This window comes from Streptomyces aureocirculatus (assembly GCF_000720475.1).
GTDB classification, from domain to species: Bacteria; Actinomycetota; Actinomycetes; order Streptomycetales; family Streptomycetaceae; genus Streptomyces; species Streptomyces aureocirculatus.
The window spans coordinates 1-12,680 of record NZ_JOAP01000049.1 but is presented as its reverse complement, the minus strand read 5'-3'; the positions used below and the strand labels follow the sequence as shown (position 1 = coordinate 12,680).

The window sequence follows — 12,680 nt, the reverse complement described above, 5'->3', positions numbered from 1 at the left end:
CCAGCGAAAGGAGCACGCTACGCGCTGTCGATGCGGGAGCGACGACCGACGCGGCGGCGAAGCCTCAGGGGCAGTGCGTACCAGCGGATGCCGAACCACAGCATGACCCCTGTGGCCAGGGTCTCGGCGAGAGGGCCGGGGATCACGATGCGCAGGATCAACAGGAGGGTGCATCCGATGGTCAGTGCCAGGAGGACCATGCCACACGTCATCAGGCGCTCTGCGGTCTCCACCAGTTCGTCCTTCATGCGCTGGCCCGACAGGAAGCGGTGCAGGGACACGGGTGAGCGCAACGCTGAGCAGGAATCCGAAGAGGATCTGCACACCCGTCTGGGCGACCCTCGTCTCCTGCAGGATCTCGTGCCAGCGACGATTGACTCTCGCGCGCCGTCTCCGGCTCTTCGGCACGTTCGGCTCGCCAATCCCGGCTGTGGTGGTCGGCACAGCAGGCGGTGCCCTCCTGCACCGACTCGACCGGTCGCTCCGTCATGGCCATGGCATCCTCCCAGGTTGAGGGAACCGGATGCCCCGCCCGCACCTTTCCGTGCAGATGGTTTCTTGCCGACGATGGTGCGGTGGTCGGTCACGGTCGTGCTCCGTCCACCCCCCCCATCTGGACGACCGGATCCGGCACTCGTGTACGTGGCGAAGTCTGATCGGCCATCTCACCCGTACGGCTCAACCCATCTGGCCCGCGCCACGCTCGGCGGTAGCTTGGGAAAGCCGGCGCGGAAAGCGCGGGGCGCCGCTGCAGTGCCCCTGCGAGTACTGCGGCGGCCCGGGCCTGTGCCCAGCACGTTCGAGGTCGAGATCCTCGCGTGTGTCCTTCCCTGCCGTCCGGGCGCTTGAGCCGGAACTCCGTGAACCCGCAGGAACCGGGACGACTGAGGAGGAAGCATGCAACTGTCTTTCCTTGAACCGCTCTTCGACCGCTCCGGTCCGTGGGCCACGGTCTACTTCGATCCGGGCCGGCACGACGAGTCGGGTGCCAAGAGGCGTGAGCTGTCCGTACGAGAGGTGCGCCGGACGCTGGAGGAGCAGGGCGCCGACGCGGTGACCAAGGAGGCGGTCGGTGAGGCATTGGCCGGCATGTCGGTGGCGGAGAACCCGGCCGGCCGGGCTCTCTTCGCCGCCGGCGGGGAAGTGGTGCTGAGCCTTCGCCTCTCCCGGGCCCCGCAGGGGCAGATCGCGTGTTGGTCCCCGCTGCCCCGCCTGGCTCCACTGCTGGAGCTGTGTGGCCAGGACCCCGTCTGTCTTGTGGCGTACATCGACCGCACGGGTGCGGATTTCGAACGCCGAGGAGCCGAGGGGCCGCGAGACGCGGGCGGTGTCGAGGGGCAGCAGTGGCCCGTCCACCGCACGTCCACGTCGGACTGGTCCGAGCGGCACTTCCAGCTCAAGGTGGAAAACACCTGGGAGCACAACGCAGGCGAGATCGCCGAAGCACTGGTCACGGCGTACGAGGAGTCCGGCGCCGAGGTGGCGGTCCTCGTGGGCGACCCCCGTGAGCGGTCGGTGGTGCGCGAGAAGCTCCCCGACGCCGTTCGCGAGGCCACGGTGGAGACCGAGCACGGCGGGCGGGCCGCCGGCTCCGACTCCCCGGCGCTGGAAGAGGCCATCGAGCGTGCCCGCCGCGAGTGCGCCGCCCGTCGCGTCGAGGTGGCCATGGACCGTTTCCGCGCCGGGCGGGTGGGCACCGACCGGCCGACGGACGCGGTCGAGGGCGTCCCGGCCGTGGTGGAGGCCGCCCGCGAACACCGCATCGACACACTGCTGCTCCGGCCCGGTGGCCCGGACCTGAGCCGGGAGACCTGGGTGGGCACCGAGCCCGACCAAGTGGCGGTCCGGCGAGGCGACGCGCAGACTTTGGGGGAGAGCGACCCTGTCTCCGTACGCGCGGACGACGCACTGCTGCGCTCGGCCGCCGCCACGGGAGCGGACGTACTGCTCATCCCCGTACCCGACGAAGAGCCCTCCCTGTCGGGCGACGCGGATCGGGAAACCAGGGACGACACGGACGTCAGCGCCCGTCCTGGGCGCACGACGAGCGCGGTCGGCACGGCGGACACCGACACCCCGGCCGGGGGCATCGGCGCCTTGCTGCGCTGGACGTACTAGCCCACTGGACGTCCGACCCGTCCGGTAGCGCACGGTAATCAAAAACAAACGATTCGGAAGAGTCAGCGGAGGTGCGCGCGCATGGAGCGAGGCAGCAACCCGGTCGGTCCCCGCAAGGACGACGAGCTGAAGCACGAACTGAAGGGTTATCTCCAGTCCGGCCAGCACACGCACGTGGAGGAAGGCAACGACCCCGAGCCCCCGGCGGACGACGACATCCGCGTCGACCCGGGAGGACCGGTACCCCCGCCGGGCGCGGAACGCGAGCAAGCCCGGGCGGACGGCGAGACGGAGTCACTGCGCCTGGAGCTGGCGCGCCACCTGGAACCTTCCGTCTTCCCGGCCGACCGGCAGACGGTACTGGAAGCCCTCCAAGCACACCACGCGCCGGACACCTTGCTGGACTTCGTGCGAAGCCTGCCGGACAGCGGCACGTACGCGAATGTGTCCGGACTCCTCGCAACCGAGAGCGACCGCCGCCAGGCGGAGTGAGACACGATCCCAGGAGGCGACGGCCATGCCTGAACCAGGAAGCAAGAAGTACGACACCCGCCGGGCGCGGTTGCGCAAGGAGGCGGAGCAGTCGGGAGTCAGCGACCAGGAGGCCGGCCAGGCCGCGAACGAGACGCTCCAGGACGATCCCGACTGGCAGAGCCGAGGTCCGCGCACCGAACGCGGCCGGGGCCCGAAGGGCGAGCAAACCGAAAACGCCGACTGACCCCATAGCCCTTCGACGTCCCGCCCCCGCTGAATGCAGCGGCCATCACATCCGCGCACTGTGATCGATCACGGTCCGCACGGAGCCGCACCGCCCCGACCAGCACTGCTCGCCGCCACCCCTTACCAAGCCTCCGATGTCCTACGGTCTGCGCACAGGTGCTGTCAGCGCTGTTCTGCGGGTTAGACGTACGGCAGTCGTACAAGGGTTGGGAGTGCCGATGAGCTGCCCTCCTCACCAGGGCTTGGCGACCGGAGAAACGAACTAATCGTCCGGTCGGGCCCGTGGAGGCAGCAGGCGCAGCACGGTGGCCCTGCTCGATGGCCTGACGATCGATTTCGCCGCCTTCAACGCCGGGTTGGGCTGGGGGCGGCGGCTTCGTGGACACCGACCTCACCGACGATCAGGAGGTCGTCGCCCCGAACGTCACCGCGACCGCGTACGGCTGGCCAAGCCGCTGCTCCGGCCATGGTGGCGCGCGGTCTGCAACAGATGTCGAGTCACCAGAATTGCGAGACCCACACAGACTTTTTCAGCCATCTCGCCCCCCGGCGACGTCGTGAACGCCCCCACCAGGGAGTGCAATCGTGCCGCGGAGGGCAACCGCCGTGATTCGCCACATCGCCCGGTACTGCGGCCGTAAGGTGGTGGTGACATTCGATTGGGCTTCTCGTTTTCGTCTGCCGATCAACAGGACCCGTTGCCCGCGTCCCAGAGGCTGACGGGCGGACGGGCCGTCCCTGTCCGACAGGCTGATCGCATGACGTCGCTCGAAGACTCCGCCCGTATGCTTCATGCCCTGCTGCGCTCCAGTCACCTCTCCGCCTTCGAGGAACTGCCCGCCCTTATCGGCAGCCACGCCGTCAAGGCAGGTCTGCACCGTGCACGGTTCTACCTGGCCGATCTGCAGGAAGTGGTGCTGCGCGAAGTCACCGGACTGGGCAGCGACGCGGGGCAGGGCGGGCAGGAGCTGCGGATCGATGCCACGCTGGCGGGCCGGGTCTTCACCAGCGGGCGCACACACACCGCGACCGCCGACGGCCACATACAGCACTGGCTTGCGGTGCTCGACGGTACCGAGCGCCTCGGTGTACTGAGCGTCGAGACCGTGCACACCCCCGACGAGCACATCCGAACGGCGATGGAGGACCTAGCCTCCCTCCTGGGCATGCTGCTGGTCTCCAAACGGCACCACAGCGACTCACACGCCCGCCTCACCCGGATCAACCCCATGTCGGTGTCCGCCGAGATGCAGTGGACCCTCATGCCACCGCGCACCTTCTCGAACAAGTGGGTGACGATCGCCGCCGCGATGGAACCCGCCTACGCCACCGCGGGTGACGCCTTCGACTACGCTCTGGCCGGCGACACGGCCCACCTCGCAGTCTTCGACGCCATGGGTCACGACACATCGGCAGGCCTCACGGCCAACCTCGCCATGGCCACCTGCCGCAGTCAGCGGCGCCAGGGCAAAGGCCTTGTCGAAGCCCGTGACGCCATCGAAGCGAACCTGATGGAGCAGTTCACCCGAAGCCGGTACGCAACAGCGGTCCTGGCCGACCTCGACCTCACCAGCGGCCTCCTGACCTGGATCAACTGCGGTCACCACCCTCCGGTCCTGATCCGCGGCCGACGCTGGACCACTCACCTCGGCTGCCCGCCCACCCACCCCATGGGCACCGGCCTGGGCCTTCCGGTGACGTTGTGCCGCGAGCATCTCGAGCCGGGCGACCAACTGCTCCTGTACACCGACGGCATCGTCGAGGCCCGTGACGACCAGGGCCGCGAGTTCGGTCACGACCGCTTCGTCGACTTCATCATCCGCCGCCAGGCCGACGGCCTGGCCACCCCCGAAACACTGCGCCGCCTCGTCCACGCCGTACTCGACCACCACAACGGACGACTCAACGACGACGCCACCGTCCTGCTGTGCGAATGGCACGGCGAGAGCGGCACGACCGCCGTGGACCAGCATGGAAGGGAAGCGAATGGCCGCCGGTGAGCATTGGTCACTCCCTGCTGCCGACCTCGCCAAACCGGCGGCTGCGTACGAACGGCCGTTCGGCCAGATGCTCGAACAGCGCGGTGGCGGCCCGGAGTAAAGCGTGCCGTTATAGGTGTGGCGGGTCGCCTCCCACGCCACCCCGAGTCGGCGCAGGCCGACGTCCTCCTGGGGGTGCCGCTGACCGCTACGACCGGATACGGGACGCGACAGGTATGAGCACGTCCGGGGTGTCGGTCAAAGGGCGCTCGCCGGGCTGGCCTGGGTCCTTCTCGCAGCCGCCGCGCTCGCCGTCATCGCGCGCAAAAGCCTCTGAACCACGTGCTCCCCGGCGCCCCACTGTCCTCGTGCAGGTTTCGGCGGTTCAGTGGGGTTTGCGAAAGGGTTCCGCCCCCGACGCGCCCCTTGGTCGGTTGCGGGGTCCCGTCTTTCAGGTCGTACCGCGGTGCAGGGGCCCCCAGTTGCCCGGCAGGCCAGTGATGATGCCGCGGGCGTCGTCGATGACGTGGTCGGCGATCCAGCCGAGCGGTGCGACGTCGATGACCAGAGGTTCGTTGTCGGGGCCGCGGGCGGTTTCACGGCCCCGCAGAAGCCAGGGACGGGCGTGGGGGTCCTTGACCCGAGGCAGGTGGCAGTAGTCATAGAGCCGCCGGGCAACCCAGACGTGTACGGGGCGCTGTCCCCACCAGGCCTCGATGTCCAGGCAGTTGGCGGACAGCCCCGGAAGTTTCACCCCGGTCAGGTCGTCCGTGCTGGCTGCCTCGGGCAGATCATGCTGCGGGCCGCGGGACCAACGCACGTACAAACCGCGGCGGCTGGTGACGAGCCGGGTCAGCTCGTCCAGGCCTGCAAACGTCGGCAGTCTCTCGGTGTGGATCATGATCCTGCGCGCTCGCGACTTCGAAAGACGTTCAGACGGGGAGGAGGGAATCGTCCGTCGCCCGGGCGCCGGGAAGCCGATGGCGTCCGGCGACGAGCGCGGTCTGGATGTCACGGGTACCAGTGGACACGCACAAGGTGTACGCGACGTCGTCCATACGCTGCCGTGCCTGCTCGGTGCCACTCTCGGCGTGCAGCAGCCGCAGCGTCTCGTACTCCTCGATCAGGTCACAGAGGACCGCCGGGTGCGCCATGAGCATCAGGAGTCTCCCTTTCGTCATCTTTCACATGGGTAATACACCGATTCGCTTGCCCTGGGGCCCAAGACCTATGCGTGCGATTGCATGACTGCGAGACCGGGGCCATGCAATCGGACGTTTGCGGTTCTCTACACGGTTGCGCGGCGTCCTTATGAGCAGGGTAACCGGCATGGCTGCGATGTTCCGGTCGGCGCGTCGCAGCTCCCTCCAGCAGCGGCTGGTCGCCTCGTCGGCCAGGGCGTCCCTGGCGTTGGGCATTGACCCGCATGTTCCGTGGAACACGTGCCGTGCCGACGCGCGGAGACCGCGCGGGTCCTGTCGAGGAGGTCACGTGACACACAGCCTGGAATCTGTGTATGCCCGTATCGAGCAGGAGGTCGCTGCCCGCGCCGACAGGCTCTGGGACGTGAGCCTCGCCCTGCACCGTGAACCGGAGACAGCCTACGAGGAACGGCGGGCGGCCGGGCTCCTGGCAGGTGAGCTCGAGCGGGCGGGTTTTCTGGTGGAGCGCGGCGTCGCGGGACTGCCGACCGCGTTCACCGCTCGCACGGGGACGGCGGCCGAGCTCGGCGGGGGGCCCAGCGTCGCGCTGCTGATGGAGTACGACGCGCTGCCCCAGCTCGGGCACGCCTGTGGCCACAACCTGATCGCGGCGGCCGGGCTCGGAGCGGCGCTGGCCGTGCGTGCCGCGCTCGACCCGATCGCCGGCACCCTGTCGGCCGTCGGGACGCCCGCGGAGGAGACCGGCGGCGGCAAGCTCGACGAGGTGGCGGCGGGCCTGTTCGACGGGGTGGACGCGGCGCTGATGTTCCATCCCGGTGTCTACGACTGGACATGGGCACCGCTGACAGCGAGCGCTCAGGTCAGAGTGGGTTTCCACGGCCGGGCCGCACACCCTACGGGCAACCCGACTGAGGGCATCGACGCGCTGGGGGCGTTGATCCAGCTCTTCAACACGCTCGGCGTTCTGGACAGGCGGCTGCCTGCCGGATCGCACATCCAGGGCATCGTGACCGAGGGGGGTCGGGCCACGAATATCGTCCCCGACTACGCGGAGGGCCTGTTCGGACTGCGCGGCGAAACCACGTCCGCGCTTGCCGAACTCGTGGACGAGCTGCGTTCGTGTGCGCAGGGTGTGGCCCTCGCCACCGGCACTACGGCGGAAGTCACTGATGTGGGTGGCCGTTATGAACATTTTCGCGTCAATGATGTTCTGTCGGGGTTGTTCGCGCGGCATCTTCAGGCTGCGGGAATCACTCTTACGGAGCCGGAGGCGGGTGTTTATCTGGGGTCGTCCGATATCGGCAATGTCAGCACGCGGGTGCCCGCGATCCATCCGTTTGTCGCGATCATGGGGTCGAAGGGCTCCGATCACACGCCGCAGTTCGCGCGGGCCGCGGCTGGTCCGCGTGGGCGCCGGGTCATGCTGGCCGCGGCGCGCGCCCTGGCGGGCACGGCCGCTGATGTGCTGCTCAGGCCGGACGTCCCTGCACGTGCCTGGGCGGCCTTCGAGAAGAAGGCTGCGGCCGGTTTGTGATCTCAACCGCGTGTGGGTGGTGGCGTCCCTGTATGGGGGGTGCCCGGCGTGCGGCGGCTTTGTGGGTGTCGGTCCCGGTTGTCGCTGCTGTTGGTCAGTCTTCTGCGGATACTCGTACTGTTCTGATCCGGGTGTCGGCTGCGTCTGGTACGACCATGCCGGCTTCGACCCCGCTGTGCAGGTACTGCAGGACCTCGGTGTTGAGCCGTTCGCCGGGCAGGGCGGCGGGGATGCCGGGCGGGTAGGGCGTGAGCATCTCGGCGCTGATGCGGCCCACCGCTTCGTCCAGGGGCACTTGTTCGGTGCGTCCGAAGAAGGCGTCCCGGGGGAGCATGACTTGTTCGAGGCGGAGTTCGCAGGGGTCGGGTACCTGGACCCGGGAGGCCGGGCGCAGTTTTTCCGCGTGGGCGGCGGCGTCGCGCAGCGCGGCGGTCAGGGCTTCGGTGCTGCGGTGGTCGTCGGCGTGGGTGAGCTGGGCGCTGATGCGGCGGTGGTCCGAGAGGTGCAGGTTGATGTGGTGGTGTTCGCGGATCCAGTCAGCGATGCGGTAACCGGTTGTACCCAGGGCGGTGATGTCGACGGTGATCTGCAGGGGGTCGAGGTCGGTGGCGAGGCGGGGGCCACAGAAGTCTTCGCGGCCGTGGACGTGCATGCCCTCGATCTCACCGAGTTGGGCGCGTACTCGTGCGGCCAGGGCCAGCGCGTTGTCGTAGAGGCCGTGGCCGTGTTCCACCATCTGCCGGCGCCAGCCGTCCAATGCCGCGTAGATGAGGACGGAGGGGCTGGTGGTGCCGAGCAGGTCCTCGCGGTTCTTGAGTACCGCGGGTTCGATCAGGTTGCCCTGGAGGTGGAAGACGGAGCTCTGTTCGAGGCCGGAGCCCATTTTGTGTACGGAGGTCACGCAGAGGTCCGCGCCCGCGTCCATGGCCCAGGTCGGCAGGTCGGGATGGAACGGCAGGTGGGCCCCCCACGCCTCGTCGACGATGAGGGGCACGCCGTGTGCGTGACAGATGTCGGCGATCGCGGACAGGTCGGAGCATGTTCCGTAGGGCGTGGGCGTGGTGACCAGGGCGCCTCGCGCGTCGGGGTGCTCGGTGAAGGCCGTGCGGAAGGCGTCGGCGGAGGGCGGGTGGGCGAGGTGGCGCCCCGCGTCCCACTGGGGGTCCACCCAGATGGGCACGATGCCGGCCAGGACCAGGCCGGAGACCACGGATTTATGGGCGTCGCGGCCCACGAGCAGCTTCTCGTGCGGCCCGGCCACGGAGAGCATGGCGGCCTTCACGGAGAGGGAGCTGCCGCAGGTGGAGAAGAAGGTGTGTTCGGCTCCGACGGCGTCGGCCATCAGTTCCTGGGCTTTGGCCAGGACCCCTTTGGACTGCGTCCGGTCGTCCAGGCCGCTGGTGGCCAGCACGTCGGAGTTGAACACGGCGTCACCGAGGATCGCGCGCACGCGGGGGTCGGCGCCGCGTCCCTGCTTGTGGCCGGGTGGCGTGAACGGGGTCTGGTTCTCGGCGTGGTATGCGACGAGCGCGTCGAGCACGGGTGCCTGGGAGTGGTCCATGGCAGAGCGGATTCCCCGGAGAAACGGGGCAAAAACCGCACTGGTTGTCGTGACTCCGCAGGCGGCGGCCACACGTGAGGCCGACCGTGGTGGCGCGGGGGTCGGGATGACTGATCGGCGATGCGGCCATAAGGGTTACAGATTTGCCCGATGTGTCCCCTTCTCCCGGAGTGTAAGCGGCGACATGATCACCCCGGGGGCGGGGAGGAGTCCTTGCGGCTCGGTCCGGGGACCCGCCTGCCGGTGCCGCTGGGAGGGGGCGGGCGCGGTCGGGCCCGGACGCCTGGTGGGTGTCCGGGCCGTGGGTGTGTTTGTTGTTGTCAGTACCAGTACCAGCGCCTCGCGGGCTTGGTGGTGAAGATGCGTCGCATCGCGGTCATGGATTATCACCTCCCCTCTGTCGTGTGGTGGTCAGTGGCCTGAGAAAGCGGTGGAGGGTAAATGGCCGTGGGACAGTGCTTTCAGCCATGACGGCCCGGGGGTCTCCGCCGGTGACGGTCAGGCGGGCGTTGTCACAGAGGGCGGTCAGTGATTCGGTGAGCAGGGTGTGTGCCACCGCCGCGCCGGCGCAGATGAAGGGGCCCATGCCGAAGGGGATGTAGGGGCCGTGTCCGCGTTTGGTGGCCCAGCGTTCGGGCCGGAACGCTTCGGGGGCGCTCCACAGGTGTTCGTCGTGGTGGAGCAGGTAGGGGCTAATGGACAGGAGAACACCGGGCGACAGGACGATGCCACCGAAGTCGACGGGACGGGGGAGAGTGCGGCCGACCATCCAGGCCACCGGGCGGTGTCTCAGTGCCTCACGCACTACGTGATCGGCGGGCCATGGCCATGGTGTGGGTGCTGTGTGGTGCAGGCAGGCCAGCAGCACCGTCCACGCCAGTGAGGTGCTGAGGGGGGACATGATCGCCCGGAACATCATCAAGTGCAGCTCGGCAGCGGTCCGGTCGGACGTCCGGTCGGCCGGGCATGCGCTGAGCACGGCGTCCAGGACATCGCGCTGCTCACCGGCCGGGTGTTTCCGGCGGTGTCCCACCTGTTCGGTCACCGCAGCGAGCAGTTGTGCGCGCAGTAACTCCGCTCGGGCTCGCTGCCACACGTGCGGTGCGCGGACCGCTACGCCTCCGTACGCGGACCGTTGCAGCAATCTGCGCGTCCCGGCGGGTGTGCCGCGATGCAGCAACAGATCTGTGAGGCAACGGAAGAGCAGCCGGGTGCCGGCGGCTGGCCATCGGCTGGCCGTGGGGAGTTCGGTTACTGCTTGGGTCAGGGCGGCGCGGTAGTGGGGCATGCCCGCCCGCAGAAGGTTGCGTACCGCATGTCCGACATCGACCTGGGCGCTGCGTGTAGGGAGCAGATCGCCGAAGAAGCCTGACTTACCCGCATGATATTCGGGGCTGCGCAGCAGTGTCTGTGCCAGATGGGAATCACTGACGCACCAACCACCCCAGGGAAGCTGGATCAGGCCTGTCGTGCTGCGACGACGGAGGTTGTCGAGGTGGGCCAGTGGGTCTCGCCGGAGTTGACGCCTGTCGCTGATCCTCATTCCGTCACCTCCTGCCCGGCTTCTTGGCACCTGGACGCCGGACCGGCAGTGCCGGGCCCCGGGCCGATGTCATACCGACCACGGGATGCCCGTGCCAGGGAGTGAGAAACTGGTCCCTTCACCGTGTCACTCAAAAGGTGACGTATATGTCTGACTATTCCCGCCCGACGGCCTCGGCAGAAGAGCACCTCGCGCCTGCACGTCCTGACACGAGACGCGGAGCCAGGCCCTGGTGGCGTCGATCCCGCACGCGCGGGGGATGCTCTCTTCGCGGTGGCGGCGTGGCGTACGGGTCGGTGTCGACCCTGCACGTGCGGCGATGGTCCGAGGCTTCGGTTCTTTTCCGGGGCGGGCAGGAGGTTGTCCCCGCGCGCGGGTTGTTCAGAGTCAATGGCAGCGTAAGGTCCACTGTGGCACCTTCTGGCGACCTCATAGGTGTGTTCCTGACGCCTTGAGCGCTTCGTCCATGCCGTTCTGTGTGGCAGATTGGTGTGATGCTGTGCTGGGACCCCCGGCGACTGCGTCTCGACACAGCAAGCAATCGCTGTCGGAACAGCGGGTGATGGTCTGGTCGGCGGCGATGGCTGCTGTCGCGGCTGCCAGTGTCAGGGCCGCGGGGTAGGCCTGCCACTGAGAGCAGCCGACGGTCACGGAACGGCAGTAGGGACGGAGGGCTGGTCCCAGTCGTGGAAATCCTTCGGAGCAGGATCCGACCTCGACCATGGAGACGTTGCCGACGCTGTCTCGTGCCCAGCGCAGGAACAGGTGGCGTCCTGATTGTTGTTCGGCCAGGTGGAGTGCTGTCATACGGTTGAGTTCCACTCCGATGAGGAGGATTCGGCCATCGTGGGCGGCTAGTTCCCGGATCGGGCCGTATACATGTGTCGGATTCTGTGCCGAGATCAGCTTGTTCGCCAGCGGGCCGAGAGCAGCGAATGAATTGAGTGGGTGCGTGCCGCGCACGACGCCAGGACGGTTGACCAGAGTCGCTGGGAGCGCACCTAGACCTGGGTTGATGAGGCCGCAGTCGACTGTGTACGTGGTGCCCTCTGCGAGGTTCGATGCAGGGGGGGAGTGCGGCGTAGTCGATGCCGTTGCGCGCGGGCCGCAGGGAGGCAGGGGCAGCCACGCCGAACTGGGGCTCGGTGAAGGCAGGCGCCAATACAGTACGGCCGTTCGCCAGCAGTGCGTCGAGCACGGTGTCTGCACCACCGTTGACGGGCGCCTTGAAGGAGCGCAGCGAGGCGTGCACCATGACGGGGCGGTCCGGCGGCAGTAACTGGTCCGCTGCTCTTTGGAGATGTTCAGCCAGGATCATCGCAGGCCTCCTTGATCGACGAGACTGATGGTGTCAGGTCCTGGATTCCGGCGGGCGAGTTCGCAACAGCCAGACTGTGGGGGTCATCAGCCTCGTCGAACACAAGCAACCAGTCCGGAAATGCCCTGTCGAGCAACCGCCAGAACCGGTCGGCTGCGTCTGCCTTACCACGAGTGATCGCCTCGACGTCGGACACGTTCCGTCCAGTTGCTGCGCCACGGCCCCCAGGTCCTGGGACAGCGTGACCGGATCGCGAGCCGAGATCCACCACACCTGTCCGCCCTGAGCCCGGACACCCTCTGCCAGTGCCACGGCCAGCGTTGTCTTGCCTGCTCCACCCGGCCCGGCGAGCACAATGGGTCCTTGCTGTGGCTTGTGCACCAGCGCGAGCAGGGCATCGAGCAGCGGGCGGCGACCGTGGATACTGACGCGTTCACCGGAACGGTGTTCCTTGGCACCGTCCTTGAGCCGCCGTAGCCTGGCCTCCACCTCCGGGTCGGGAAGATGTTCCTCGGCGAGTTGGCTGATGACGTTCAGCCGTGCCCGCAGGGCTTCTGCCGCAGCGCGGGCGTTTTTACTGGTCATTAGAACTGGGTGAACTCCCCGGCCGGACAGCGGCTCGGGCTCACTGCAATCCCCGACGGACAGGTCAACTTGAGAATGCTCAGACGGACGTTGGCCCTGGAAATGGCCTACCGTCCCGGCGGTGTGCTGGCCTCCAAGATTCACCTAAAACATGTCGCT

11 protein-coding genes and 2 pseudogenes are annotated in these 12,680 nt (G+C 68.1%); 5 read left to right on the top strand and 8 right to left on the bottom strand.

The window, feature by feature from the left end:
• Positions 1 to 17 precede the first annotated feature (17 nt).
• A pseudogene (locus tag IG78_RS43050) lies at positions 18 to 496 on the bottom strand (DUF6328 family protein).
• 401 nt (positions 497 to 897) lie between these two features.
• Between IG78_RS43050 and IG78_RS0133315 the strand changes: the two are divergent.
• The 4 genes from IG78_RS0133315 (at position 898) to IG78_RS0133300 (ending at position 4,838) form a co-directional block, all read left to right on the top strand.
• The gene (locus IG78_RS0133315; protein WP_030570617.1) at positions 898 to 2,118 is read left to right on the top strand and encodes a baeRF2 domain-containing protein; all 1,221 of its coding nucleotides are present in this window, start codon (positions 898 to 900) and stop codon (positions 2,116 to 2,118) included.
• An 81-nt stretch (positions 2,119 to 2,199) separates the two neighbouring features.
• A complete protein-coding gene (locus IG78_RS0133310) occupies positions 2,200 to 2,610 on the top strand; it encodes a DUF2795 domain-containing protein (RefSeq protein ID WP_030570614.1) in 411 nt (136 codons plus the stop codon).
• A 25-nt stretch (positions 2,611 to 2,635) separates the two neighbouring features.
• On the top strand, positions 2,636 to 2,836 hold the full coding sequence (locus tag IG78_RS0133305; RefSeq protein WP_030570611.1) for a hypothetical protein: 201 nt from the start codon (positions 2,636 to 2,638) through the stop codon (positions 2,834 to 2,836).
• Positions 2,837 to 3,596: 760 nt separating this feature from the next.
• Complete coding sequence (locus IG78_RS0133300; protein WP_051853154.1) at positions 3,597 to 4,838, top strand: PP2C family protein-serine/threonine phosphatase; 1,242 nt, start codon at positions 3,597 to 3,599, stop codon at positions 4,836 to 4,838.
• Positions 4,839 to 5,268: 430 nt separating this feature from the next.
• On the opposite strand, the gene IG78_RS0133290 is transcribed toward IG78_RS0133300, so the two are convergent.
• Together IG78_RS0133290 and IG78_RS0133285 are read right to left on the bottom strand one after the other, a co-directional pair.
• Positions 5,269 to 5,718, bottom strand: a complete 450-nt coding sequence (locus tag IG78_RS0133290) for a DUF6098 family protein (protein WP_030570603.1) — start codon at positions 5,716 to 5,718, stop codon at positions 5,269 to 5,271.
• A 31-nt stretch (positions 5,719 to 5,749) separates the two neighbouring features.
• Positions 5,750 to 5,977 (bottom strand): DUF5133 domain-containing protein, encoded by a 228-nt coding sequence (locus tag IG78_RS0133285; protein WP_030570601.1) that lies wholly within the window; start codon positions 5,975 to 5,977, stop codon positions 5,750 to 5,752.
• Positions 5,978 to 6,308: 331 nt separating this feature from the next.
• Here IG78_RS0133285 and IG78_RS0133280 point away from each other — a divergent pair, with 331 nt between their 5' ends.
• Positions 6,309 to 7,514, top strand: a complete 1,206-nt coding sequence (locus tag IG78_RS0133280; protein ID WP_030570598.1) for an amidohydrolase — start codon at positions 6,309 to 6,311, stop codon at positions 7,512 to 7,514.
• 94 nt (positions 7,515 to 7,608) lie between these two features.
• Here IG78_RS0133280 and IG78_RS0133275 read toward each other — a convergent pair whose 3' ends face one another.
• The 5 genes and pseudogenes from IG78_RS0133275 to IG78_RS52810 form a co-directional block, all read right to left on the bottom strand.
• Entirely contained in the window at positions 7,609 to 9,075 is a 1,467-nt protein-coding gene (locus IG78_RS0133275) for an aminotransferase class I/II-fold pyridoxal phosphate-dependent enzyme (protein ID WP_030570595.1), read from the bottom strand.
• 376 nt (positions 9,076 to 9,451) lie between these two features.
• Positions 9,452 to 10,618 (bottom strand): cytochrome P450, encoded by a 1,167-nt coding sequence (locus IG78_RS0133270; protein ID WP_051853153.1) that lies wholly within the window; start codon positions 10,616 to 10,618, stop codon positions 9,452 to 9,454.
• 429 nt (positions 10,619 to 11,047) lie between these two features.
• Positions 11,048 to 11,581: an AAC(3) family N-acetyltransferase gene (locus IG78_RS52815; RefSeq protein WP_404827797.1), complete on the bottom strand. Its 534-nt coding sequence runs from the start codon at positions 11,579 to 11,581 to the stop codon at positions 11,048 to 11,050.
• A gap of 341 nt (positions 11,582 to 11,922) precedes the next feature.
• A complete protein-coding gene (locus tag IG78_RS51805) occupies positions 11,923 to 12,132 on the bottom strand; it encodes a hypothetical protein (protein WP_225882329.1) in 210 nt (69 codons plus the stop codon).
• 107 nt (positions 12,133 to 12,239) lie between these two features.
• Positions 12,240 to 12,290 (bottom strand): annotated as a pseudogene (locus IG78_RS52810) (hypothetical protein); the annotation flags it as partial.
• Positions 12,291 to 12,680: the final 390 nt, after the last annotated feature.

Coding starts and splice junctions, on each gene's coding strand:
- IG78_RS0133310 (WP_030570614.1), top strand. CDS start 2,200: ATGGAGCGAGGCAGCAACCCGGTCGGTCCCCGCAAGGACGACGAGCTG.
- IG78_RS0133270 (WP_051853153.1), bottom strand. CDS start 10,618: ATGAGGATCAGCGACAGGCGTCAACTCCGGCGAGACCCACTGGCCCAC.
- IG78_RS0133290 (WP_030570603.1), bottom strand. CDS start 5,718: ATGATCCACACCGAGAGACTGCCGACGTTTGCAGGCCTGGACGAGCTG.
- IG78_RS0133275 (WP_030570595.1), bottom strand. CDS start 9,075: ATGGACCACTCCCAGGCACCCGTGCTCGACGCGCTCGTCGCATACCAC.
- IG78_RS0133300 (WP_051853154.1), top strand. CDS start 3,597: ATGACGTCGCTCGAAGACTCCGCCCGTATGCTTCATGCCCTGCTGCGC.
- IG78_RS0133315 (WP_030570617.1), top strand. CDS start 898: ATGCAACTGTCTTTCCTTGAACCGCTCTTCGACCGCTCCGGTCCGTGG.
- IG78_RS0133285 (WP_030570601.1), bottom strand. CDS start 5,977: ATGCTCATGGCGCACCCGGCGGTCCTCTGTGACCTGATCGAGGAGTAC.
- IG78_RS0133305 (WP_030570611.1), top strand. CDS start 2,636: ATGCCTGAACCAGGAAGCAAGAAGTACGACACCCGCCGGGCGCGGTTG.